General features: G+C 46.1%; 21 protein-coding genes. 11 read left to right on the top strand and 10 right to left on the bottom strand.

Annotated elements, in window-relative coordinates:
- Window positions 1-14 precede the first annotated feature (14 nt).
- A complete protein-coding gene (locus Q5691_RS15505; RefSeq protein ID WP_333209375.1) occupies window positions 15-1,262 on the bottom strand; it encodes an FAD-binding oxidoreductase in 1,248 nt (415 codons plus the stop codon).
- A gap of 210 nt (window positions 1,263-1,472) precedes the next feature.
- Between Q5691_RS15505 and Q5691_RS15500 the strand changes: the two genes are divergently transcribed.
- Window positions 1,473-1,751: a hypothetical protein gene (locus Q5691_RS15500; protein ID WP_333209373.1), complete on the top strand. Its 279-nt coding sequence runs from the start codon at window positions 1,473-1,475 to the stop codon at window positions 1,749-1,751.
- A 51-nt stretch (window positions 1,752-1,802) separates the two neighbouring features.
- Complete coding sequence (locus Q5691_RS15495) at window positions 1,803-2,342, top strand: DUF2231 domain-containing protein (protein ID WP_333054314.1); 540 nt, start codon at window positions 1,803-1,805, stop codon at window positions 2,340-2,342.
- 67 nt (window positions 2,343-2,409) lie between these two features.
- On the opposite strand, the gene cutA is transcribed toward Q5691_RS15495, so the two are convergent.
- From cutA to Q5691_RS15480, 3 genes are all read right to left on the bottom strand, one after another.
- Window positions 2,410-2,730 carry a divalent-cation tolerance protein CutA gene (gene cutA, locus Q5691_RS15490; protein ID WP_333209447.1) on the bottom strand — a complete coding sequence of 107 codons (321 nt, stop codon included), beginning with the start codon at window positions 2,728-2,730 and terminating at the stop codon, window positions 2,410-2,412.
- 194 nt (window positions 2,731-2,924) lie between these two features.
- Window positions 2,925-3,821: a pentapeptide repeat-containing protein gene (locus tag Q5691_RS15485; RefSeq protein ID WP_333209371.1), complete on the bottom strand. Its 897-nt coding sequence runs from the start codon at window positions 3,819-3,821 to the stop codon at window positions 2,925-2,927.
- Between the two features lie 253 nt (window positions 3,822-4,074).
- Window positions 4,075-6,600, bottom strand: coding sequence for a VIT domain-containing protein (locus tag Q5691_RS15480; protein ID WP_333345519.1), 2,526 nt, complete (start codon window positions 6,598-6,600; stop codon window positions 4,075-4,077).
- A gap of 111 nt (window positions 6,601-6,711) precedes the next feature.
- On the opposite strand from Q5691_RS15480, the gene Q5691_RS15475 reads away from it, so the two are divergent.
- The 4 genes from Q5691_RS15475 (at window position 6,712) to Q5691_RS15460 (ending at window position 10,522) form a co-directional block, all read left to right on the top strand.
- Entirely contained in the window at window positions 6,712-6,849 is a 138-nt protein-coding gene (locus tag Q5691_RS15475; protein WP_333209367.1) for a hypothetical protein, read from the top strand.
- A 50-nt stretch (window positions 6,850-6,899) separates the two neighbouring features.
- The gene (locus Q5691_RS15470) at window positions 6,900-7,856 is read left to right on the top strand and encodes an Rpn family recombination-promoting nuclease/putative transposase (RefSeq protein WP_333209366.1); all 957 of its coding nucleotides are present in this window, start codon (window positions 6,900-6,902) and stop codon (window positions 7,854-7,856) included.
- Between the two features lie 107 nt (window positions 7,857-7,963).
- On the top strand, window positions 7,964-9,622 hold the full coding sequence (locus Q5691_RS15465; RefSeq protein ID WP_333209364.1) for a CTP synthase: 1,659 nt from the start codon (window positions 7,964-7,966) through the stop codon (window positions 9,620-9,622).
- A gap of 477 nt (window positions 9,623-10,099) precedes the next feature.
- On the top strand, window positions 10,100-10,522 hold the full coding sequence (locus Q5691_RS15460; protein WP_333080303.1) for a hypothetical protein: 423 nt from the start codon (window positions 10,100-10,102) through the stop codon (window positions 10,520-10,522).
- Window positions 10,523-10,705: 183 nt separating this feature from the next.
- On the opposite strand, the gene Q5691_RS15455 is transcribed toward Q5691_RS15460, so the two are convergent.
- The 4 genes from Q5691_RS15455 to Q5691_RS15440 all read right to left on the bottom strand — a co-directional run bounded on the left by Q5691_RS15455 (window position 10,706) and on the right by Q5691_RS15440 (window position 14,166).
- On the bottom strand, window positions 10,706-11,593 hold the full coding sequence (locus tag Q5691_RS15455) for an ROK family protein (protein WP_333209361.1): 888 nt from the start codon (window positions 11,591-11,593) through the stop codon (window positions 10,706-10,708).
- A 225-nt stretch (window positions 11,594-11,818) separates the two neighbouring features.
- Complete coding sequence (locus Q5691_RS15450) at window positions 11,819-12,526, bottom strand: tetratricopeptide repeat protein (RefSeq protein WP_333345518.1); 708 nt, start codon at window positions 12,524-12,526, stop codon at window positions 11,819-11,821.
- A gap of 166 nt (window positions 12,527-12,692) precedes the next feature.
- On the bottom strand, window positions 12,693-13,916 hold the full coding sequence (locus Q5691_RS15445) for a murein transglycosylase A (RefSeq protein WP_333345516.1): 1,224 nt from the start codon (window positions 13,914-13,916) through the stop codon (window positions 12,693-12,695).
- On the bottom strand, window positions 13,909-14,166 hold the full coding sequence (locus Q5691_RS15440; protein ID WP_172192361.1) for a hypothetical protein: 258 nt from the start codon (window positions 14,164-14,166) through the stop codon (window positions 13,909-13,911). Before Q5691_RS15440 ends, Q5691_RS15445 begins: the two co-directional genes overlap by 8 nt.
- 586 nt (window positions 14,167-14,752) lie before the next feature.
- On the opposite strand from Q5691_RS15440, the gene Q5691_RS15435 reads away from it, so the two are divergent.
- Together Q5691_RS15435 and carB are read left to right on the top strand one after the other, a co-directional pair.
- Window positions 14,753-14,992, top strand: a complete 240-nt coding sequence (locus tag Q5691_RS15435) for a hypothetical protein (protein ID WP_333345514.1) — start codon at window positions 14,753-14,755, stop codon at window positions 14,990-14,992.
- Window positions 14,993-15,585: 593 nt separating this feature from the next.
- Entirely contained in the window at window positions 15,586-18,897 is a 3,312-nt protein-coding gene (gene carB / locus Q5691_RS15430; RefSeq protein WP_333345545.1) for a carbamoyl-phosphate synthase large subunit, read from the top strand.
- A 182-nt stretch (window positions 18,898-19,079) separates the two neighbouring features.
- Here the strand turns inward: carB and Q5691_RS15425 are convergent, their stop codons facing one another.
- Together Q5691_RS15425 and Q5691_RS15420 are read right to left on the bottom strand one after the other, a co-directional pair.
- Window positions 19,080-19,334, bottom strand: a complete 255-nt coding sequence (locus Q5691_RS15425) for a DUF6737 family protein (RefSeq protein WP_333345512.1) — start codon at window positions 19,332-19,334, stop codon at window positions 19,080-19,082.
- 52 nt (window positions 19,335-19,386) lie between these two features.
- On the bottom strand, window positions 19,387-19,989 hold the full coding sequence (locus Q5691_RS15420) for a Uma2 family endonuclease (RefSeq protein WP_333209351.1): 603 nt from the start codon (window positions 19,987-19,989) through the stop codon (window positions 19,387-19,389).
- 244 nt (window positions 19,990-20,233) lie between these two features.
- Between Q5691_RS15420 and Q5691_RS15415 the strand changes: the two genes are divergently transcribed.
- The 3 genes from Q5691_RS15415 (at window position 20,234) to Q5691_RS15405 (ending at window position 22,789) form a co-directional block, all read left to right on the top strand.
- Complete coding sequence (locus Q5691_RS15415; RefSeq protein WP_333080292.1) at window positions 20,234-20,896, top strand: VWA domain-containing protein; 663 nt, start codon at window positions 20,234-20,236, stop codon at window positions 20,894-20,896.
- A gap of 211 nt (window positions 20,897-21,107) precedes the next feature.
- A complete protein-coding gene (locus Q5691_RS15410) occupies window positions 21,108-21,893 on the top strand; it encodes a PP2C family serine/threonine-protein phosphatase (RefSeq protein WP_333209349.1) in 786 nt (261 codons plus the stop codon).
- A 203-nt stretch (window positions 21,894-22,096) separates the two neighbouring features.
- A complete protein-coding gene (locus Q5691_RS15405) occupies window positions 22,097-22,789 on the top strand; it encodes a hypothetical protein (RefSeq protein WP_333345510.1) in 693 nt (230 codons plus the stop codon).
- The last annotated feature ends 259 nt before the right edge of the window (window positions 22,790-23,048 follow it).

The raw sequence follows: 23,048 nt of genomic DNA, 5'->3' as shown, positions 1-23,048 counted from the left end.
TCATTAGTGATTAGTCATCTATCCTTCTTCCTTCTTCCTTCTTCCTTCTTCCTGACATCCGTTACAGAATGCGTTGCCGAACTTCCTTCTGCCATAAATCGATGGGGAGACAAAAGTGCGATCGCCCTATCTTCTTCTCCCCCCGCCGCCTTCGCAAATCGCTCAGCCAAAGCAGGTACAATAGTCAAAGGATTGCTGAGACCAGAAAAAACGTGCAATCCAGGGCGATCGGCGATCGGCCCCACTACAGGCAAATTATCCGCGCTGAATGCCACACTACACTCGTGCCAACTTGCCGGTAAACCTGCCAAATCAGGCAAAACCTTGCTGATTCCTGCACGAATTGCCGTTTCGCTGGTTTCGCGATCGACTTTAGCATTCAAATCGCTCAAAGTGCGCGACAATTGCCCGATCCGCAAACTCCCATCATTAAATTGAATTGCACCCGAATCTAAAATCGGTGGCTGTAACTCTTTACCAGGTTCATCCCAAAGAAAATCCACCTCATTTTTACTAGATTTAGCTTCCAATTCAAAACGTTTTAATACCGCAGGCATCACCAAAGTCCTGAGTTTCAAATCCACAGGTGCAGTTTCCAAAATCTCCGTGCGAGTAAAATAAACTCCCACAGAAACACCCGCAGCTTTCAGCAAACTCCGACTCCCACCTCCAGCACAAATAACCGTATTTTGGCAGGTATAACTTTCCTGTGCCGTTTTGACTCCCGAAATCCGATTGCCCTCTTCTATAAACCCAATTACTTCAGCAAATTCTATAGTTCCTCCCAACCGCAGAAACCCTTGACAATAAGCTTTATTTGTGGCAGTCGGCGAAATGTGACCGTGACGCACCGTCAGAGCTCCGGCGATCGCACTTTTATTCAGCAAAGGTTCCAACTCGCCAGCTTCTGCAACGCTCAAAAGCTGCGGAACAATCGCAAAATGCGCGTAATTAGACGCCACTTTTTCGGTATCATTGCCCGCATCAATTGTCAGCAACAAATCTAACTCGCGAAACTCAGTATCAGCTTCTAATTGGGCAGATAAATGGCGGTGGCGTTCGATACCTTCCCGACACAATTGCCGAGTTAAATCAGTCGTTCCCGACCAATAAGCCAAGCCGCCATAACTAAAACGAGTAGCATTTTGCATGGTAGCATCTCGTTCCAAAAGCAGCACAGCAAAACCTTTTTTTGCCAGTTCGTAACTCAGTGCCACACCAGTAATGCCGCCGCCGACAACAATCCAATCGTAACTTTTCATGGGCAACTCAAAGGGAAGGAAAATATCATGCTTAGATTTTAGCTTAGTTTTTTCCGAACAAATCGAAAAACCTCTACCTACAGGAAGAGGCTGCCTGCGATCGCCCTAACTGAAACTTCCACCCGTCGGGAGATGTTTGTGCAGGGATATTTTTCGTTCAATAGTAGGAATTAGAGTCAGCAAAAAATTAGAAATACCAGAGAGGTTTTTATGAGTATCGACAAACCAGGCAAAGATATGGAGCGCACGGTCAATCCGGGCGATCGTATTTCCGACGAACCGCAAACCATTGAAGAAAAAGCACAGCAACTGGCGGTAGACCACGTACCCGACATCGTGGGAGATGTTGTTACAGTTCCAACTTATGTGATCGTCGAAGAACCCGATGGGGAAAAGAAAGCTTTGCACCACGTCAAAGACGCCGACGAAATTTCTGACGTAATTCGGCAGGCCCGCGTTGACGAAAATGGCGAACGGATTTGGGATTAAGTTCAATCCAATAAAAACGGCTTTGTTGTACAAAATTTATCGCTAGAAATCATGGAAACAAATCAAAGAAATAGTACCCCTTATCCCAATATTCCGCCGATTCTAGAAAGTGACGACAGAGAGTATCGCGACGCCGGCATTACGAGTACGCTTTCAGTTGCAGGCCATCCCATCCACCCCATCATCGTCATCTTTCCGGTAGCCTTTTTAGTAGGAGCCGCGGGCACGGACATCGGTTATTGGCTCACAAGCGATCCGTTTTGGGCCAGAGCTTCGGTTTGGCTGATGGGTGTCGGTTTTGCTGCGGGGATTTTGGCAGCAATCACGGGCTTTTTAGATTTTTTCAAAGTTAAAAGAGTGCGCGATCGCAGTGCCGGTTGGTTGCACATGGGCGGCAATGTGGCGGTTATGGTACTTACCCTGATTAACTTGCTGTTGCGACAAGGAAATCCGGCTGAGCCGATCGTATACACAGGTTTAGCTATATCGATCGTCGTGGCAACCTTGCTGGGCATTACAGGCTGGTTCGGCGGCGAACTAAGTTTTCGCCACAAAATCGGCGTCATCGGCCCTACCAGTCATAATTCCTAGGTTTCTGACCATTTTTAGTAGAGAATTCCGTCCCTCTTCATTGGATAATTTAGGACAAAAATCTTGACTACAAACTTAAAGATTGTCCCAGCCAATTGAGATAAGCATCGCTGCCAGCGATAATAGGAATAGCAATAATTTCGGGAACTTCATAGGAATGGAGTTCCTGAACTTTTGTTTTTAAAGCCTCAAATTTAGCCAAATCAGTTTTAATCACCAACTGCCACTTTGACTCGGAATGAATCTCGCCTTGCCAACTATAAATCGAGCGAATTGGTGACAAACTCACACAAGCAGCCAGCTTGTTTTCAACTAGAGATTTTGCCAGATTCTCCGCCTCCACCTCCGATGCCGCAGTTACCAGCACCACCCCAAAATTAATTGTCATAGTCATCAGTGAACAGTCAATCGATTTTAGATTTTAGATTTTAGATTTTAGATTTAAGCATTGACTTGCACGAGATAAATTCGGGGGCTCCTTTATCGGATACAGGTTTTTTCTTTCTCCACAGATGAATCCGGGGGCTTGTATCCTGGATGCTTTCGGTCAACAGTCAACAGTCAACAGTCAACAGTCAACAATCAACCGTTAATCTCATTAACTTCCCAAGAATTGACTTTGCCAGCCCCAGCTAAGGAAAAATAGCGCCTAGTAGATTCTGGCAAAATAGCTCCCGTCAACAAAGCATTATCTAAATTAGCTCCTATTAACGTCGCCTCGCTCAAATCTGCCGCCATCAAATCTGCTTGACACAACTTTGCCCAATTCAGATTTGCCCCTCTCAAACAACTTCCCCTCAACTTAGCCCCGGTTAAGTTTGCACCCGCCAACTTCACCCCACGCAACTGGGCCGCGCTGAAATTCGCCCCCGCCAAATTCGAGCCTTCCAAATTAGCTCCCATGAGTTTAGCTTCGCTCACGTTAACGCCGCTCAAATCTACACCGCAGAGATTTACCCCTGTCAACTGCGCTCGCCGCAGACTGACTCCGGTTAATTGAGCTCCAAAAAGTTTTGCACTATTGAGCCTTGCACCGTAAAGGTTTGCCCACTTAAAATTAGCGCCCGTCAAATTCGCGCCCAGTAAGTTAACTAATTGCAAGTCGGCGCTGCACAAATTGGCATTCCACAACACAGCACCCCGCAGGTTGGCGCTAGTTAAAGTTGCGCCGCTTAACTTTACTCTGGGCAATTTTGCTTTTACCAAAAAAGCTCCACTCAAGTTAGCTTTTGTCAAATCTGCACCCGAAAGTTGGGTTTCGCCCATTTTGGCAAAAGTCAGATTTGTTCTTTGCATCTGTGCATCTTTGAGTGTTGCTTTGGTGAGAAACGCTCTGCTGAGGTTCGCCCCGGAAAGATTAGCTCGCGAAAGGTTGACTCCGATTAAGATTGCTCCGCTGAGGTCTTTCCCGCTGAGGTCGGCTCCAGTAAAGTCTCTTTCTCCTTTTTCGTAATTGTTGAGCAGTTCACTAACTTCCATAGGGCATCATACCTTCTATGATTGGGGGGTTTCGATCCAGAAATCTTTACTGTTAAGGTTGTTTCAGAAAGGAAACTGTTTCAGAAAGGAAACTGTTTTAGCGTTTGCCTCAAACGGTATAAATTTCATTAACATCACTTTCTGTTTAAAGGCAATCTCTTAATAAAGATTTTATATCTTCCACGCGGTAGCGATCGCGCTTTCGGTATTTTTGAATTAAAAGTTAATGTTTCTTGACATAGAAAGTCATTCCTTAAGGCTCAACCGTAATTCGCAACTTCAGGCGCAGCGTGCCCTTGAATCCTGCAGGAGGTTGCCAGGAACTCAAGGCCCTCTTGAGAGCTTCTACGGCGTCTGTTGCTTGCAGCGTCGAGGTTTGAGTATCTATCGCCACTCGGGCAACGCGACCGTCTTGTACCAATAACTCCCACACCGTTTCACCGCTAACCCCCGCCGGGAGATTAACCGATTGCAGGTATTGAGTCAAAGCGGCGATTGCCCCGGCATCCAACCCTTCGGCGCTAACTACTTGGAGGCGAGAGACCAAAGACTTCGGGCGTTGCGACTCACCGTAACCGGGCTGCCGCGGCATAGCAGGAGCTGGACTCACCGGTGCCGGGCGGGGAGTCAAGGTAACGCTGCGAGTGCCACCCCTAGTTTGCTCTGCCCCCTCCGACTCGAAAATACCTTCATAGCTGACACCCTGCGGCAATTCCACAGGCACTTGCACGCGGCGACGAGATCCATCTGGTTCGACTCGCACTTCTTCGCTCACAGCCACAAAAGCCGTGTATTCCGAAAGCAACCGATAAGTCAGAGCAGTATTAGTCACAGATTCCACCAGAGATTGAGTCTCGCCACCAAACATTTGATTCATTAAATCTTTAATTCGCGATCGACCCCAAAGCTGAGCTACCCCCGAATTGCCAAAATCCGTAGCGGTTGCTGCGACTGATGTTGACTCCCGCTGCCGCCCGCCGCCGGATGGAGCAAAATTAACAGGTAAAACTTGCTCGTAAGTTTTGCCGCCCGCAAGAGTGCCGCGGATGCGAAGTTGGCCGTTAGTTCGATCGGTCTTTTTGCCAAACAAAACCAGTGGCCCACTCGCAAACAAGTCTGGAGGTGCGATCGGATAAATCTGCGGTTTTTCCCCCATTCCTTCCCAACTAATTTGAATATTAGTCAATACCGGACTATTAATTTCCCGAAAAAACTTTTCTGCTGCTTCTGCCGACGGTTCATCTTGACGAATTACCTGAGACGTGCCTCTTCCCACTTCCGCCAAACGGTTGAGCAAAAACCGATTCACCGAACCGCCAACACCAAAACTATAAAGTCGATTTCCAGGTTTCAGACTCTGCTGAACCAGAGCCAGCACTTCATTTTCATTGCCAATGTAACCGTCAGTAATTAATACAATACTCCGCAGCCTTCCCGTTGCCGCCGCCGGAAAATTCATCACTGTTTGAAGGCCGTTAAACAATTCACTGCCACCGTTAGCCTGCAATTTGTCGATATAATTAATTGCTTTTTGTCGATTTTCTGGAGTATTTGCTAAAGGAGTTGTTGAAAGCGCTTTAGCAGTGTTTGCAAAATCAATAATAGTAAAAGTATCGTTGGGATTGAGTCCTTGAATGAAGCGGCGCATCAACTCCTTAGATTTTGCCAGCGGTTCGCCCTGTTGAGAACCGGAAGTATCCATTAGAAACACGACATCTTTAGGTACAATTTCATTAGTTTTGTAGTTTAATGCCGGAATTAGATAAGTAGCAAAATGACCGCCCCGCTTGTCCGATTGAGTCAAAATAGTTGCCCGAGTATTTTCGCCCGCGACTCGATAGCGCAGAATTAAATCTTTATTGGGAATTGTGTCTGAATTGGCTAATTGGACTTGCACAATATTGCCGCTGCGGTCAGTTGTAATTTGATGGGAAGTAGAGCGGACATCGCCGATCGCAACTCCGGCATCTATTTCTACCGACACAGCAATATTGTGACCAGATCGCGTTCCCGGAGGCAAAACAGGCGGGTTAATGCGATCGGCAGCAGAACTATAGCCTCCCCTTGCTAAGGGGGGGGTCAGATTTCCCGAAATATAACGCGGCCCAACCACCATTGGAAACACAAATTCGTAATCGCCACCGGCAAACTTGAGACTTTCCGTGTAGCGAATCGTAACTTCAATTTTTTCTCCTGGTTTGATATTAACGAGAGACTGAGTAAAAATATTGTCGCGTTCTTGTTCCAACAAACCAGCAGTCCTGCCTTGCTTTCTGGCTTGTTCGTAAATTTCCAAAGCTTCCTCGCGGCGTTTGATATCAGCTTTAATAATTCGTGAGCCTATTTTAATTTCCATATCATCCACCGCCGCTTCGTCGGGCAAAGGAAATACATAAACAGCTTCTATAGATTCAGGAAAAGGATTTTCAAACTTCTGAACAACTTCGACGCGGGAGATATTGCCAGCTATTTTGGCTTTAACTTCAGTCTGCTTGAGAGGAAAGACTTGTTCTGGAGTAGTATTGGGAGTTTTGACGAACAAACCGCCGACTCGACAGCTAGTTTTGGGCGATCGTCCGCCATTGCAATTAACATCGTTACTAGCGATGATTTTCGGCGACACAGACGAATAATTTTTTCCAGGATCTTTTGCTCGCGCTGCATTGGGAGCGAGCCACGCGCTACACTCGTTAGCGAAGCCCTCGAAGAGGATCGCAGCGAGCAATGCCATACCAGTACAAAGCAACCGTTGAGGGGATAGAACGCAGACAAACTTCATAGCTGTTTTTTTAGCAGACTTGAGGTGCTTTGTTTACCATGACTTTACCCTTTGCAAAACGTTCCTGAGTTAGCTTTTTGGGAAAAATGACTGAGCGCGTAGGGCTGATTTTTGATTGACTCCACAGGCGCTAATCGGGGACTGGAACTTTTGTCTAGACTGCTGTGGGCTTCCATCCGTATTGGGGTGAGGTCGGTTGGGGCGATCGTCGGCGAACCCAACCTAGAAGATTGTATGATAGTTAAATAATTAAATAACTCTAACCTCAACCTCTCAATCTCTAATAAATTGAAAAAGCCATGAATTTTATTAACCCCAAAACCGACTTTGCATTTAAAAAAATATTCGGCTCTGCTGACAGCAAAGACATTTTGATTAGCTTCTTAAATGCCATCCTCTACGAAGCGCAGCCAGTTATCGAAGATTTAGAAATTCTTGACCCTTATTTAGCTCCCAAAATCAAAGGAGTCAAAGATACTTACTTGGATGTTAAAGCTAAAATTGGTGGCAGCAAAACAGTGATAATTGAAATGCAGGTATTGAATGTAGAATCCTTTGAAAAGCGGATTTTATACAATGCTACCAAAGCTTACTCAGTGCAATTGAAAAGCGGAGAAAACTACAATCTATTAAATCCCGTGATTGCCTTGACGATTACAGATTTCCAAATGTTTGAGCATCTGGAAACAGTGATTTCGCGGTTTTGTATCAAAGAAAAAAACAATCGGGTCGAGTATTTGGCGGATGAATTAGAATTTGTATTTGTTGAGTTGCCCAAATTTGACAAGACTTTAGCAGAATTAGAGACTCTGACTGACAAGTGGATATATTTCATGAAAACCGCTCGGACTTTAAGGTCTGTGCCGGAAGAGTTGGGAAATGTACCGGAACTCCGCAAAGCTTTTGCAATTGCCAATGAAGCGAATCTCGATCCGGATGAATTGGAAGATTTAGAAAGGCGAGAAATTTTTATTCAAGACCAGCGCGGGGCAATTACCAAAGCTACCAGAATCGGGATAGAACAAGGAATCAGACAAGGCATCGAACAAGGCATCGAACAAGGCATTAAACAAGGAAATGTGACATTAATTGTTCGTCAGTTGGAGCACAGTGTCGGCGTGCTGTCGCCGGAGATTCAAACTCGCATCGCTCAGTTATCCGCTCAGCAATTACAGAGTTTAGGAGAGGCGCTATTAGACTTTGCCAGTGTGTCAGATTTGACAACTTGGTTGCAAGCACATAACAATCGTCAATAATTTGGTCAAATGGGTGTAGGGGGCAATCCCCCGTGGTTGCCCTTATGGATTACCTATGTCACATTTGAGTCTGACCTGACATTGAAACATCTAAAGTCGAAAATCCTATGAGCAAATTTGTGTTTGTGACTGGCGGCGTGGTTTCCAGCATCGGCAAGGGTATTGTCGGTGCTTCCTTGGGCCGCCTATTGAAGTCGCGGGACTATTCTGTCTCGATTTTGAAGCTAGACCCCTATATTAACGTTGACCCCGGCACTCTCAGCCCGTTTCAGCACGGAGAAGTTTTCGTGACGGAAGACGGTGCGGAAACTGACCTGGATTTGGGGCACTACGAGCGTTTTACCGATACTTCCATGTCTCGCCTCAATAGCGTCACCACGGGTTCCATTTATCAAGCGGTGATCAACAAAGAACGCCGCGGCGAGTATCAGGGGAGTACGGTGCAGGTGATTCCGCACATCACTAATGAGATTAAAGAGCGAATTCACCGAGTAGCCAAAAATACTAATCCCGATATCGTGATTACGGAAATCGGCGGAACAGTGGGAGATATTGAATCTTTGCCATTTTTGGAGGCAATTCGCCAGTTTCGCAAGGATGTCGGCCGGCAAAATGTTGTGTATATGCACGTGACGCTGATACCTTGGATTCCTTCGGCTGGGGAGATGAAAACTAAACCGACTCAGCATTCGGTGAAGGAATTGCGGTCGATCGGCATTCAACCAGATATTTTAGTCTGTCGGTGCGATCGCCCCCTGTCTTTGGGCATGAAACAGAAATTGTCGGAATTCTGCAACGTCCCGGAAGAATGCGTCATCACATCTCAAGATGCTAAAAGTATCTACGAAGTACCCCTGATGATGGAACAGGAAGGTTTGGCCCAACAAACGCTCAATTTACTACAAATGGAACATCGCCAGCCAGATTTGCATCAGTGGCAAACTTTAGTCAACAGGCTTTACAGTCCCAATCACAAAATTGATATTGCTTTAGTTGGCAAATACGTGCGGTTGAACGATGCTTATCTTTCGGTAGTCGAAGCTTTGCGACACGCGGCAATTGCGATCGGCTGCGACCTAAATTTGCACTGGATTAACTCAGAAGATTTAGAATCGGGAAACCTCGATAATTATCTCAAAGATATCAACGGCATTCTTGTACCGGGAGGTTTTGGGGTTCGGGGAGTGGACGGCAAAATAGCGGCGATCGAATATGCCAAACACCATAAAATACCCTTTTTAGGATTGTGTTTGGGGATGCAGTGTGCTGTGATTGAATGGGCGCGCCACATCGCACAACTAGAGGATGCCAACAGCGCTGAATTTGACCCGGATACATCAAATCCGGTAATTAATTTATTGCCAGAACAGCAAGATGTAGTCGATTTGGGCGGTACAATGCGACTGGGTTTGTATCCGTGCCGTGTCAACCCAGACACGCTAGCTTTCAAACTTTATCAGAAAGAAGTGATTTACGAGCGGCACCGCCATCGGTACGAATTTAACAACGCCTACCGCAATCTTTTCTTAGAATCAGGTTATGCAGTCTCCGGTACATCTCCAGACGGCCGATTAGTAGAAATGATCGAATTTCCCAACCATCCCTTTTTCATAGCCTGCCAATTTCACCCCGAATTCCAATCTCGACCTAGCACCCCCCACCCCTTGTTTCAAGGGTTTATCCAGGCCGCTAGCATCCAGGGAAAGCAGGATGTTTTAGAAGATGAGGGTCGCGACTTGGTGGCTGGGAAAGTTGTCGCAAACTGATCTCATATCATGTGCGATCGATTAGTTCTGATATATTAGATGTCTGTAGGGGCGGTTCAGAGTAGACAATATTCAAATCGCCCCGACAATGGACATTACAAAACCCGCCCAACAGACCAATAGGATTTGATAGGGGTCGCACTTATCGGACTAGATATCGGGCAGCATTCTCAACGAGTGAAAGACCTCACCCCCCAACCCCTATACTAGGGCTGGGGGGCTAGTACCGCAAGGCAGAAGGCAGAAGGCAGAAGGCGGAAGGCAGAAAGCAGAAGGTAAAAATTTGATATTTTTACTTAACTTTTTACGGATTTCAAGGGTGATACCAGTTTCCCAAAAAAATGCAACTTTAGGCAACTTCCCAGCCCAGATAGTCATCAGTCATGCCCAATCTAAAATCTACAATCTAAAATCTAAAATGGTAGGAGTTGTCAAACTATCCTAAAATACCAGGAAACACAGGTTTGAGGAGGCTTTGTGGCTTATTGGAGCAAAATTACTTATGAGAAAAGTACATACATAATTGACCTTGACACTATTAGTGCTTTTTCTAGCGAACTGGATAACAAGCGTCTCACCTTTTGGCTGCCTAATAGCAGTCAGCCGATTATCCTCAATCCCCAAGGCAATTATGAGGCTTACAAGCAAGTTCTCGATTACCTCAAAAAAACCATTGATCGCAATTCGAGAGGTTCGTGGATTAAAATTCATTATGACCGCAAAGAATTTGCGATCGATATGAGTCGAATTAGCTCTTTTGCTTGCGAACAGAACGGTCGGCTAAGCTTTTGCCTGCCTGACAGCGCAACTAATATTATTATCCTCCGCCAAAACAACCCGGAAACTTATCAAGAAATTCAGGAATACATTAAAAATACGACTGGACAATCTCTGCCATGAAGCAGTAATTAGTCATTAGTCATTAGTCATTAGTTAGAAGCATGAACAATGAAGGATGAACGGAGGCTATGTTTAGTAACTCCTCACATTCATTTTATTTTTTTTAGCTAAAGTGCTTAGGTGGCACCCTAGTTTTAGATATTAAAAAAGCGCAGTAAAATGCGCTGCTTTTTTAAATTTTAACTATTGAACAAGCTGCCAAGCTAATTTTGCTGCCCCTACCATGCCTGCTTGATTGCCCAATTCAGCCACCAATAACTGTAAATCTTCGCGAGAACTCGGCAGTACACGTTGCTCAATTTCTTCTCGAACCTTCGGCAAGAAAAATTCTGCACCTGCACTAATTCCACCGCCGATAATAATAGCTTCCGGCGTCAAAATATAAATGAGACTTGCCAAACCGATACCCAGATAGCTCCCGTAATTTTGCCAAAATTCTAAAGCTTGGGCATCTCCAGACTTAGCTAAATTTGCTAATTCTATAGGTTCCAAACCCGTTTCCCGGCGAATGGCTTGCACCGAAACATACTGTTCTAAAGAACCGCGATTGCCGCTGTTGCACTCCGGGCCGTCGGGATTTATAGTAATCAATCCTAGTTCTCCGGCCGCGCCTTGATGACCTACAAATAGTTTATCGTCTAAGATAACTGCACCGCCGACTCCTGTACCTAAAGTTAGTAAAATTAGATTTTTAAAGTGCCTTCCTGCACCCAACCAAGCTTCTCCCAATCCGGCACAGTTGGCATCATTTGCTAATATTGTCGGCAGTCCGGTTTTAGCTTCTAACCAGTCAGCGAGGGGGACGTTATGCCAGTTTTTGAGGTTAATTGCTACTCTGGCTATGCGGCCGGTGGCATCTGCGGGGCCTGGAGTGCCGATGCCGATCGCACTTACAGCATTTTCGGTCGGATTCAGTTGTAAAATAGCATCGGTCATTGTAGCTAAAACTGCTTCTGGCGTTGCCGGTTGAGGGGTTGGGACAGTTAAGGATTGGTGGCAAATGCCGTCTTCGCTAAATCTGCCGAGTTTAATTGCGGTTCCGCCTAAGTCAATGCCGATTACTTGTGTCATTCGATTTGGGTTTGGGATGCAAGGATCTGGGATTAATCCTAATAGTATAAACCTATTGTAGGGTGCGCCATGCACCTCTTATCAATTAAGTTTCTAGTGAGGACTTCAGTCCTCAAACTCCTATTTTCAATGTATGATAATTAGCGACGGAAACTGCGCTTAATTCTTAATAGAATCATACGGCTCGCAATACCTAGCAAAAATTATGGATACCAGGGAGTTCGCCTATTGAATTTCGCCTAACTTACGTTGCGCTACCTCTCGGTTGTGCAAAGCATCGTGATAGTCTGGTTGGAGAACAATTGCCTGATTATAAGATGCGATCGCATCTTCAAATCTTCCTAAATTATACTGCTCATTCCCTCGATCGCACCACGCCTCAGCCTCTACATTAACTTCCAATTCTTCCCCCGCAGCCTCAGCGCCTCTGCGGTTCAATTCCCCAGAAAAACCCAAACCATCCCCAACAAACACCGCCTCAATCACCCTCCCCTTTGTATCCTCCTCCTCAACCTCCGGCAGCGGAAACCGTGTCAATATCTCCCGCCCAATTTGCCTCGCCACCTCTGACAATTCCCCGCTGCCAATTCTACCTAACAATACCAGCCGCTGCGCTAATTCCTGAAGCGATGCCACCGCATCCGTAGCAGCGGTATCATCATGTTCTCCCTCTAACAATCTTTCCCCAAACCGTCGCAGCCAAGCAGCCAATTCACCATCTTTAAGGCGTTTTGCGATTAAGAATCCCGCTACATCGCCTCGACTCCAGCCAGCATTCACCCCTTCCAGGATTTCCATGAATTTCGACTCGTATTCCGCGTCAGTTACGGTTGGGCGGATGGGGGTATTTCCCGGCGGTGGGGTGGGTGGGGTTGGGGTTCCGAACAGCCGCTGAATTAGTCGTTTGAAGAATTGCAGAATTTTGTTGAGCATTTGTGAGGTTGAGAGGGTGGGGTATTTTCTATTTTATAGCAATTATCAAAACTTGGATTACATATAGATTGTCCGCGATATCTGTAGGGACACGGCAATGCCGTGTCCGGGATTGCGATGCACCGCGAACAATCACATGAAGTAGAATTAATCAATTAGAATTAATCTACTTTAAAAGCGGATAATACAGTTCTCCTGTTGAGTTGATATAACCGGCCCGATCGCCCGCTAAATCCCCCGTTCCCATAAATACGTCAACTCTCCCCGCGCCTTTGATTGCACCGCCCGTATCTTGATCCAAAACGTACCGATTCACGGCATTTTGTTCGAGTTGTCCCGCCGCATTCGGGTAAGGGAGTTTTGTACTAATTAATGCTAGTGCACCGGGGGGCATTAAAGCTTTGTCGGTGGCGATCGACCTTTCGGCAGTTACTGGCACTCCAATGCTTCCTGTGGCTGGAACTCCATTAGTATCCCGGAAGAATACAAAGCTTTCATTTTTAGGCAAATATTTGTTCATATCTGCGGGAAAGTTGGTGAAATATTCCCTTAGTTTCGGCAAATTTAACTCTTCTAAAGTAAACTTTCCGTCTTTAACTAATTCTCGTCCAACTCCTGTATAACTGTGATTGGTTTTGCCTGCAAAACCGACGGTCATCTCGCTACCATCTGTTAGTTGCAATCTCGCAGAACCTTGGACGTGCACGAGAAATGCTTGGAAGCGATCGCGCAACCAAACTAATTCTAATCCTCGCAGCAATCCTTTACTTGCCTGCAAAGCATCTTCGCCTTCTAATTGCAATCTTGTCGGGTGAGGTTTCGGCCAAGATGCCATGTTTGGCGGCATCCGGTACAGGGGATAACGGTATTCGGAATTCGGCGTCCGAGATGCTGCGTAAGTCGGCTCGAAATAACCTGTAAACGCGACTGTTCCTTTGCCATCTTTACCCGTGGATTTATAAAAGACAAATTCGCGCTTGACCGATTCCTGAAGTTGTGCTGGGGTTGTGGAACTGACAACTAATTGGCGGAATCGATCGAGGGAACGGCGGACTCGATCGCGCGTAACTCCTGCTACTGGATAGCGGCTGTAAGCAGTGGCGGCGGCCGATGTATTGAGATAGCGGAGGCTGTGGTCGATCGACCTTAACAGCAATTCTTTATCGCCCGGTTTGCCATTTGCGCCCCAGATTTGAGCGTCAAAGGCGATCGACTCCAATTCACCCGCTTGCAATTGATTTATACTAATTGGTTGCAGTGGCGGGGCTGCAACGGCGGGCACCGAAAAAGCGATCGCCAAAACGCAACAGGCGATCGCTAATAGCTGATAGCGAAAAATCTTGCTCAATTTCCAATCTTCCCTACTTAATTGATTATTTTCCTTATTCATCGTATCGTTCGACGCTAGAAGTAAATATCGGTTCTACGCGAATTGCGAGAACGCTGGTAGGCCGAACTACCATGTATTCGCCTTGAATATTTTTAATCGGGACGTTAAGAAATTCTCTTGAATCTTGTTTCGGCACCAGCGTACTGCTGTACCACTTTTGAAAATCTTGCAGCGTTGCGAAACGCACTTCTTCGCGATGGCCGCCTTCAAGCAGCAGGTGCACGGAATATTCGCTGGGTGTTCTAGGCATAGGAGATGGAGAGAGTTGTTGGAGGACAATGTGAAATCTAAAATCTAAAATTGATGTGGTTGCCCTCAAGCAGCAGGTGCACGGAATATTCGCACTTGAGTTCTAGGCATATCTGTATTTCAGATTTTTGATTTTAAGCTTTTGGAACGATTCCATATTTTACCTCTTCCTCGGCGCATTCCCTCATCTAGTAGGTTGGATTGAGGGAGAGGGAGAGACGGGAGAGGGGGAGAGTGGGAGAAGCGGAGGGTGGGACAGACCGGAGAGTTGTTGCAGGAAAATCTCAATCTAAAATCTAAAATCTAAAATCTAAAATCGATTGACGGCGGCCCCCATCTGCGGCTACGCTGTGAAATTAAGGCTGCTTTGCTCGAAGAGAAAGCAGCCCGCGTCGCTCAAAAATCTAGTTGCACTGCCCAAAGCTGCTACCAACAGCAATGGACAGCTAACCGCCAAACTGAGCTAACCAGTCTGGAGGCTAGTTGAGAATTTTAACATTCTCTGTAGCCGCCCTGCTCTGTGTTAACGTGCGGGGCGGCTGGGTTTTTGGGTTTTCCTAGAAAACCAAAAGCCAGGAGACCATATTATGTCACAGGAATTCGTACCTGACGATAACTTGTCCGCGCGTCCAAATGACGCCTCAGCATTATCGGAACAGGAAGTCGTGCGGATCACGGTTGTCGGTTCCCGCGCCGCTGTGTTAGAAACCATCCATACCTTGTACCGACTGGGATTTGCCGCCGTCGGGGATTGGAGCCCGCCACAGCGATGTGCACAGACGGGACAAGTGATTAGCGTACTCATTCGCCGATCGCGCAAAGCCTAAAAATTGGATTAAATACGGTAGGGAAACCGTGCCTTTTGTCGTGTCAACAATCGCCTGAAACCACTGATAAGTCTCGCTTTTAGCTAATTCTAGATCCCCCTAAATCCCCCTGGTTGTTGGGGGACTTTGAGAAGACTCTTGTCCCCCCCTTCGTAGGGGCGGTGCCCCCGTGCCCGCCCTTGGCTAGGGGGGCTCTAGATTTAATACTCAAACAACAGTCTGTGATTGGGTTAGACGTTAAGTTGACACGAAGAAGGGTTCTTGGAGTGTCCCTACAATCATTAATTAGGCGGAATACAGGGATTGTGTATTTTAGAACACGATTTGACCGCAACACTTAAAATAGTCTTGATTTACCGATCGACTGCACCCTTTTCTCATCAATATTTCTGGTTAGCTGGGGGTGTCTGTGGGCCGGAGTTGCGAGGTTCTGCTTCCAAAATGCTGAGAATGGTGCACAATTTCAAATTAACAACAAAACTTGCACTATTTTGAGTAAGCTTTGGGGGGAACAGCTTAGAAAGCCTGTTTCTAAGACTGATGCAAAATATCAAATTAATCCTCCACCTTGTCCAATTACTAATTACGAACCTATGCCCCGTCGTCAAGACTTAAAAAAGATTCTTCTTATTGGTTCCGGCCCAATTGTTATCGGTCAAGCGTGCGAATTTGACTATTCAGGAACCCAAGCTTGCAAAGCTTTGCGAGAAGAAGGTTTTGAAGTAGTGTTGGTTAATTCCAACCCAGCAACGATTATGACCGATCCGGAAACTGCCGATCGCATTTACATCGAACCTCTAACGCCGGTCATCCTCGAACAAATTATCGCTAAAGAAAGACCTCAAGCAATTTTACCGACTATGGGCGGCCAAACCGCGCTAAATCTAGCAGTTGCCGTGGCTAAAAATGGCGTTTTAGAAAAATACAACGTCGAGTTGATTGGGGCTAAGTTGCCAGCAATTGAAATGGCAGAAGATCGGCTATTATTTAAGGAAGCGATGGCGCGAATTGGGGTCGCTGTTTGCCCTTCTGGAATTGCCAACACTCTCGACGAAGCCAAAGCAATTGGTCACCAAATCGGCAGTTATCCGTTAATTATTCGTCCTGCTTTTACAATGGGCGGCACGGGAGGCGGCATTTCTTACAATCAAGAAGAGTTTGAAGAAATGGCACAAGGCGGGATTGATGCCAGTCCAGTATCGCAAATTTTGATCGAACAATCTTTGATTGGTTGGAAAGAGTACGAACTGGAAGTAATGCGGGATTTGGCAGATAATGTAGTGATTATTTGTTCGATCGAGAATCTCGACCCGATGGGCGTCCACACCGGCGATTCTATCACCGTCGCCCCGGCGCAAACTCTCACAGACAAAGAATATCAGCGCCTGCGAGATGCTTCGGTGAAAATTATTCGCGAGATCGGAGTTGAAACCGGCGGTTCCAATATTCAATTTGCCGTCAATCCTGTCAACGGAGATTTCATCGTTATTGAAATGAACCCTCGGGTTTCCCGTTCCTCCGCCTTGGCCTCGAAAGCAACTGGTTTCCCTATTGCCAAAATGGCGGCAAAATTAGCGGTAGGTTACACCCTAGACGAAATTTCCAACGATATCACCAAGAAAACTCCGGCGTCTTTTGAGCCGACAATTGACTACGTGGTGACGAAGATTCCCCGATTTGCTTTTGAAAAGTTCCCCGGTTCCGAACCGACTCTGACAACGCAAATGAAGTCTGTTGGGGAGGTAATGGCGATCGGGCGCAGCTTCAACGAATCCTTCCAAAAAGCCCTGCGGGGATTGGAAACCGGCCGCGCAGGTTTCGGGTGCGACAAACCGGAAAAGTTGCCGAGTTTGGAACAAATTCGCGCCGGATTGCGGACGCCAAATCCCGATCGCATTTTTACAGTTCGCCACGCGATGATGATGGGAATGTCCGTGGAAGATATCTTCGAGTTCACAGCAATCGACCCTTGGTTTTTGGATAAAATGCAGGAATTGCTGGAAACTGAGAAGTTCTTGAAACGAACGCGGTTGGAACAGTTGACAAAAGAGACAATGTTTGAAGTAAAGCAGTTGGGTTTTAGCGATCGCCAAATTGCTTACGCCACCAAAACATCGGAAGATCAAGTCCGCGCTTACCGTAAACAGTTAGGCGTAATTCCGATTTACAAAACAGTCGATACTTGTGCCGCTGAATTTGAAGCGTTTACACCGTATTATTATTCCACCTACGAGGCGGGAGCGGCAATTTGGGAATTGGGCGATGAAGAAAAGAAGATTTCGCCTGTAGGCCACAGTCTCGCGCCGGAGTCGGAAGTTTTGCCTTCTAGCAAACGAAAAGTGATGATTTTAGGTGGCGGCCCGAACCGGATCGGACAGGGAATTGAGTTTGATTACTGCTGCTGTCACGCTTCCTATTCCCTAGGAGAAGACGGCTTTGAGACAATTATGGTCAACTCGAACCCGGAAACGGTTTCGACGGATTACGATACGAGCGATCGCCTGTATTTTGAACCGCTAACAAAAGAAGATGTTCTCAACATCATCGAAGCCGAAAATCCGGAAGGAATAATTATTCAGTTTGGCGGACAAACCCCGCTGAAATTAGCGCTTCCTTTACAAAAAGCCCTCGAAAATCACCCCGATGTACAAACAAAAATCTGGGGAACTTCGCCGGATTCCATTGATACTGCTGAAGACAGGGAGCGATTTGAAAAGATTCTGCGGGAATTGGATATTCAGCAAGCTGCTAACGGTTTAGCCCGTAGTTTTGAGGATGCTTTAATAGTAGCTCAACGGATCGGTTATCCGGTAGTGGTGCGACCGAGTTACGTGTTAGGCGGGCGAGCAATGGAAATTGTTTATTCCGATACGGAATTGGAACGTTACATGACCTATGCCGTGCTAGTAGAACCAGATCATCCGATTTTAATTGATAAGTTTTTGGAGAATGCGATCGAGGTGGATGTCGATGCGATCGCCGATGTTACTGGCAATGTGACGATCGGCGGTATTATGGAGCACATTGAGGAAGCGGGAATCCACTCCGGCGACTCTGCTTGTTCTATCCCTTACCAAACGCTTTCTGATGCAGCTTTGGCAACAATCCGCCGCTGGACTGTAGAATTAGCAAAATCCCTGAAAGTAATCGGGTTGATGAATATTCAATTTGCTGTTCAAGGGGAAGAAGTTTTCATTTTGGAAGCTAACCCGCGCGCTTCTCGAACAGTGCCTTTTGTCTCCAAGGCGATCGGAGTTCCCTTAGCAAAAATGGCCTCGCGAGTCATGTCTGGCAAAACTCTAGAAGCTTTGGGTTTTACTGAAGAGATTATACCCACTCATGTTTCGGTAAAAGAAGCTGTATTGCCCTTTGCTAAGTTTCCGGGAACTGATACCTTGTTAGGGCCAGAAATGCGATCGACCGGCGAAGTCATGGGAATTGACACCGATTTTGGCAAAGCCTTTGCCAAAGCTCAATTAGGTGCTGGACAAATGATGCCGCTGTTGGGAACTGTGTTGGTTTCGATGCGCGATCGGGACAAACTAGCAGTTGTACCCGTTGTCAAGGAATTCTTAGAATTGGGTTTCAGAGTAGTCGCAACTCACGGAACACGCAAAGTTTTGCGAGAGCAAGGTTTAGAGGTAGATTTGGAATTGAAACTGCACGAAGGGCGGCCGAATTTGTTGGATTCGATCAAGAATGAGAAAATTCAACTAATTATCACCACACCTTCCGGCGAAGAATCTCGATCCGACGGCATCTTTATCCGCCGCACAGCTTTGACTTACAAAATCCCGATTATTACCACAATAGCCGGTGCCAAAGCGACAGCAGCGGGAATTCGATCGCTCAAATCCCACCCGATGGAAGTAAAAGCAATTCAAGACTATTACCCGCAAAATTAGACTGCGAAACACCCTATGTTTAGGGCGTGCAGTGTACACCTTACTTACAACGTAGGGTGTGTACCGCGCACCGCCCAAACCATTGGTCTCAACTTAAGGCAACACCCACACTCCGGCAGGGGTTTAAATCCCTGCCGGAGTGTGGGGTTAAGCGGTAAACATAGGGTGCGCGCCACTAAAACCTAATCTGCATCGGAATCCAAAACTTCGCCAGACAGCATCAACCTCGGCCAAACTAACAAGAAAAAACCCATCCAAGCTAATAAAGGAATCGCGACTAAAACAGTTATCCAAACAGTTTTTATTAAAAACCAACTACCGCTAATCAGGCTAGTACCAGTTAAAAGAATCGACCAAGGCTGGCACCACCAAGGTTTGTAACTCCAAGCACTCATAGCTTTTTGATTAGAAAGTTTTTTATCAGAAATAGATTTCATATTTTTAGTGATTGTTTATGGAGAATAGTCTGACTAGCTGGATTAACGGAAGTTAAACATTCATCACCTCTTCTGCTGTCAACGTTAATTCGGGAAAAGTCCGCGACACAATTCGTTCGCTGCCTTTAAACGCGCTTCTTTGATAGTTGCCATCTGCATCCAAAAGGTGAACAAATACAGTTGGAACTTTGGGATTTCCCAGAAATTCCCTGCTGCCAATTGCTAAATAATCGACAATCCAATACTCAGGAACTCGGAGGCGCCGATACTCGTCCAATTTGTCTATATAATCGTCCTCCCAATTTGTTGATGTCACTTCCACTGCCAATTGAATTGGTTCCCGCAATGCAGCATAAGCAGAACGGTTCGATCGCCACAAATCGCGATCGATGACGCTGACATCCGGCCTCCGCCCTTGTTCGATGCCGGTTTTACTTACAGTTCTGATAACGGCGGTATTTTTGACTACATAATTTAAACTTAGCCGTTTAATTTCATCTTTAAATGAGTCAGAGGTAAAATCAGCAACATCCTCATGATTTCTTGTGGAATTCATCTCTACAATTTCTCCATTTACCAGTTCATAGAGTCCATCTTCTGGACATTCTACAAGGAATTGGTCAAAGGTTAATTTTTGCGTGACTGTTGCAATCATAAGATTTATCCTTATTTTGCAGTAATACTATTAGTCTATATTACCACAGGCAGGAAGAAATTTGTTTTTGTGACGGCAGACATCCAATTCTCAAATCTAAAATATACAATCAAAAATCAAAAATCGATTCAGGTAAGTGGTAAAATGCGATCGCCCTAGCAATTTGCACTTAAATTTGTTACTGACTTGATACAGTAAAGTAACAAACCTAGAAATCGAGCCACTCCCAGGTCAACCCCGAACCATGAGACTAGACGAAGCCGTAGAATTTGCCGAAAACCCAGAGCCGCGCTGTCCCTGCGTCCTCCTGCTGGACACCTCCGGCTCCATGCAAGGCGCACCCATAGATGCCTTGAATGAGGGGCTGGAAATTTTTAGGAATGACCTAATTAAAGACGAACTAGCTAAAAAGCGAGTCGAAGTCGCGATTATTTCATTTGACAATCATATCAAGGTCGTGCAAGACTTCGTGACCGCCGACCAGTTCGAGACGCCACTGCTGACAGCTCAAGGACAAACCCACATGGGCGCAGGGATTCAGCTAGCATTAGATACCATTGCGGCCCGCAAATCCGAATACCGCAACAACGGCATTACCTACTACCGCCCGTGGGTATTTATGATTACCGACGGCGAACCTCAAGGTGAATCAGACGATGTTGTGGAAATAGCAGCACAGCGGATTAAAGAGGAAGAAATTAATAAGCGCGTGGCATTTTTTGCAGTCGGAGTGGAAGGTGCTAATATCACCCGTCTGGCGCAAATTGTCGAGCGCACGCCTGTAAAGTTGAGAGGACTAGACTTTAGAGAGATGTTCATCTGGCTTTCGGCTAGTATGCAGAGGGTTTCTCACTCAAAAATTGATGAACAAGTAGCACTGCCACCACCCGGATGGGGAACTGTTTAGGTATTAGTCATTAGTCCTTAGTCATTGGTCATTGGTCATTAGTCATTAGTCATTGGTCATTAGTAAGAGTGCCGTGTCCCTACGGCACTGTCGTGTCCCTAGAATGGCTAGTACCTACGAACCCAGAAAAGTGCTGTAATTAGGGATAAATAAACCCGTTCAGACTTTGCAGAGTTGTGAATTTACGAAGTTTTGAGTTAAAGAGTTATTAATGCAGAATTCATCCTTTAATTGGCAAGTTGTAGCGGCATCGGTGATAGGTACGAGCCACGAAAAAAGATCGCAGCCTTGTCAAGATGCCCACTGCTGGCGTCTCTTGCCAAACGGTGTTTTAGCGGCAGCGGTTGCCGATGGTGCGGGTTCCGCAGCACTCGCAGAAGTTGGGGCAAAAATTGCTGTGGAAGCGGTTGTTGAAACGATTTGCCAGCAACAGGAAAGGCTGCCTGAAAATGACGATGAATGGCAGGTATTCTTGACAGCATCACTGCAAGTTGCGCGGGCACAGGTGGAAGCTGAAGCGGCAGTGCGGGAAGTGGCGGCGAGAGATTTAGCCTGCACTTTAATTGCGGTTGTTGCTACGCCGGAATTAATCGCAGTTGCTCAAATCGGCGACGGTGCGGCGGTAGCAGGTGATAGTGCAGGAAATGCGATCGCCCTGACTGTACCTCCCTGCGGCGAATACATCAACGAAACTATCTTTTTGATTTCGCCGAATGCGATAGAAACAGCGCAATTTCAGGTACTGCGGGAAAAACTGCGACACTTGGCCGTTTTTTCCGACGGCTTGCAAATGCTAGCCCTCAAAATCCCAGAAGGCACGCCACATGGGCCGTTTTTTGCGCCTTTGTTTCGGTTTTCTGGCGAGTGGAAAGAAGAAGAAGATGCGAAACAGCAGTTAGAGTCATTTTTGCGATCGCCCCGTGTTTCCGAACGCACCGATGATGACTTAACATTATTGTTAGCAACTTTTTCGAGTTCGGAGGCACAGGAAAATTAAAAATAGACATTTTGATAGACATTTTGCCAAAGCCAACACCCCTCTGCGTGGATTGGCGTTGATTTGCGATTAAAAATTTCCGATTCTGAATTTTGCAACAAGTCTAATGCGTTCAACCTCATCAGCGGTGAAAATTTGGCGCGGTTCTATAATAAAATCGAGGTGTCAACAATTCTGCTTTAGTTTGTACAGTAGGTCGTCATTTGCAAGCACAAGAGATTAAGGATCAGCTCAACTCCCTAATTAGCGACGCAGATCTAATAGATCCGAGTTTGGCGAGAAGATTGGATGAAATCAATCGCTGGGTGAAAGATATTAAACCCGGTTCGCTAACGGCTAAAAAATTTGTGATGGCTTTTTTGCTGCAGCTTATCCGAGATTCTCAGGTTTGGCTGGCAGTTCAATCTCTACCTTCGGAAAGAGAACAGCAAGCCGCGTTTGAGTTAATGACGCCGGGGGAAAGGTATTGGTATAGCTATCTATTTCCTAAATGGCTGAGCGAAAACGATCGCAAATTTTATATCTGGAAACAAAAACTCAAGGCCGGCAAATTCGATCCGGGTGATGATATCGTGATTCGTGCGATCGCAGCCCGAATTGTCGATCGCCAAGGCACTGTTTTGTATCGATATGTTGCAGATCTTTCTATGGCAACCGATTCGATCGTTAGCAGCCGCCAACAGCAGCCCCTCTGCATTCAAGTCACAACTCTTTCCGATGAATTCTCTGAACAAAAATATCAGAATTGGCAACAAACTCTTCAAGATTGGGGGATTGACAGAGGATTATTTTTAAGTTATGATAAAAACGATGCAAATTTCCTGAATCAGTTAGTTAACATTGCATTATATAATAGTGATAATTTGCCCGCAGGTCGTTACCTCAAGTTCCCGTAAATCAAGCATATCTGCTGCTGAGAATAGTTCGACTGCTAAAAACTTGGTGAAAAAAATTTGACTAACTCACCTATTGCACAATTTTCGACAAAGCCAAAAACCTAACCCCCAGACTGCTTCTGGAAAAGGGAAAACAGACCAAGCTTTTTCCTCTCCTTTTCTGTCTCCGGGAGGGGTTTGCCAGACACTGGCAAGAGGTGCTTGATACGAAGGCTAAGCAATGGGAACATTTACCGCAGCAATCAATCGGGTGAAATAA

The organism is Microcoleus sp. w1-18aA5 (assembly GCF_036701705.1).
Lineage (GTDB): Bacteria > Cyanobacteriota > Cyanobacteriia > Cyanobacteriales > Microcoleaceae > Microcoleus.
This window is presented reverse-complemented; position numbering and strand designations above follow the sequence as displayed.

What these genes read in the sequence shown, in the direction of transcription:
- Q5691_RS15435 (WP_333345514.1), top strand. Translation starts at nt 14,753, where the DNA reads ATGTCACAGGAATTCGTACCTGACGATAACTTGTCCGCGCGTCCAAAT.
- Q5691_RS15465 (WP_333209364.1), top strand. Translation starts at nt 7,964, where the DNA reads ATGAGCAAATTTGTGTTTGTGACTGGCGGCGTGGTTTCCAGCATCGGC.
- Q5691_RS15495 (WP_333054314.1), top strand. Translation starts at nt 1,803, where the DNA reads ATGGAAACAAATCAAAGAAATAGTACCCCTTATCCCAATATTCCGCCG.
- Q5691_RS15415 (WP_333080292.1), top strand. Translation starts at nt 20,234, where the DNA reads ATGAGACTAGACGAAGCCGTAGAATTTGCCGAAAACCCAGAGCCGCGC.
- Q5691_RS15410 (WP_333209349.1), top strand. Translation starts at nt 21,108, where the DNA reads ATGCAGAATTCATCCTTTAATTGGCAAGTTGTAGCGGCATCGGTGATA.
- Q5691_RS15505 (WP_333209375.1), bottom strand. Translation starts at nt 1,262, where the DNA reads ATGAAAAGTTACGATTGGATTGTTGTCGGCGGCGGCATTACTGGTGTG.
- Q5691_RS15420 (WP_333209351.1), bottom strand. Translation starts at nt 19,989, where the DNA reads ATGATTGCAACAGTCACGCAAAAATTAACCTTTGACCAATTCCTTGTA.
- Q5691_RS15470 (WP_333209366.1), top strand. Translation starts at nt 6,900, where the DNA reads ATGAATTTTATTAACCCCAAAACCGACTTTGCATTTAAAAAAATATTC.
- carB (WP_333345545.1), top strand. Translation starts at nt 15,586, where the DNA reads ATGCCCCGTCGTCAAGACTTAAAAAAGATTCTTCTTATTGGTTCCGGC.
- cutA (WP_333209447.1), bottom strand. Translation starts at nt 2,730, where the DNA reads ATGACAATTAATTTTGGGGTGGTGCTGGTAACTGCGGCATCGGAGGTG.
- Q5691_RS15440 (WP_172192361.1), bottom strand. Translation starts at nt 14,166, where the DNA reads ATGCCTAGAACACCCAGCGAATATTCCGTGCACCTGCTGCTTGAAGGC.
- Q5691_RS15450 (WP_333345518.1), bottom strand. Translation starts at nt 12,526, where the DNA reads ATGCTCAACAAAATTCTGCAATTCTTCAAACGACTAATTCAGCGGCTG.
- Q5691_RS15500 (WP_333209373.1), top strand. Translation starts at nt 1,473, where the DNA reads ATGAGTATCGACAAACCAGGCAAAGATATGGAGCGCACGGTCAATCCG.
- Q5691_RS15425 (WP_333345512.1), bottom strand. Translation starts at nt 19,334, where the DNA reads ATGAAATCTATTTCTGATAAAAAACTTTCTAATCAAAAAGCTATGAGT.
- Q5691_RS15485 (WP_333209371.1), bottom strand. Translation starts at nt 3,821, where the DNA reads ATGGAAGTTAGTGAACTGCTCAACAATTACGAAAAAGGAGAAAGAGAC.
- Q5691_RS15455 (WP_333209361.1), bottom strand. Translation starts at nt 11,593, where the DNA reads ATGACACAAGTAATCGGCATTGACTTAGGCGGAACCGCAATTAAACTC.
- Q5691_RS15445 (WP_333345516.1), bottom strand. Translation starts at nt 13,916, where the DNA reads ATGAATAAGGAAAATAATCAATTAAGTAGGGAAGATTGGAAATTGAGC.
- Q5691_RS15480 (WP_333345519.1), bottom strand. Translation starts at nt 6,600, where the DNA reads ATGAAGTTTGTCTGCGTTCTATCCCCTCAACGGTTGCTTTGTACTGGT.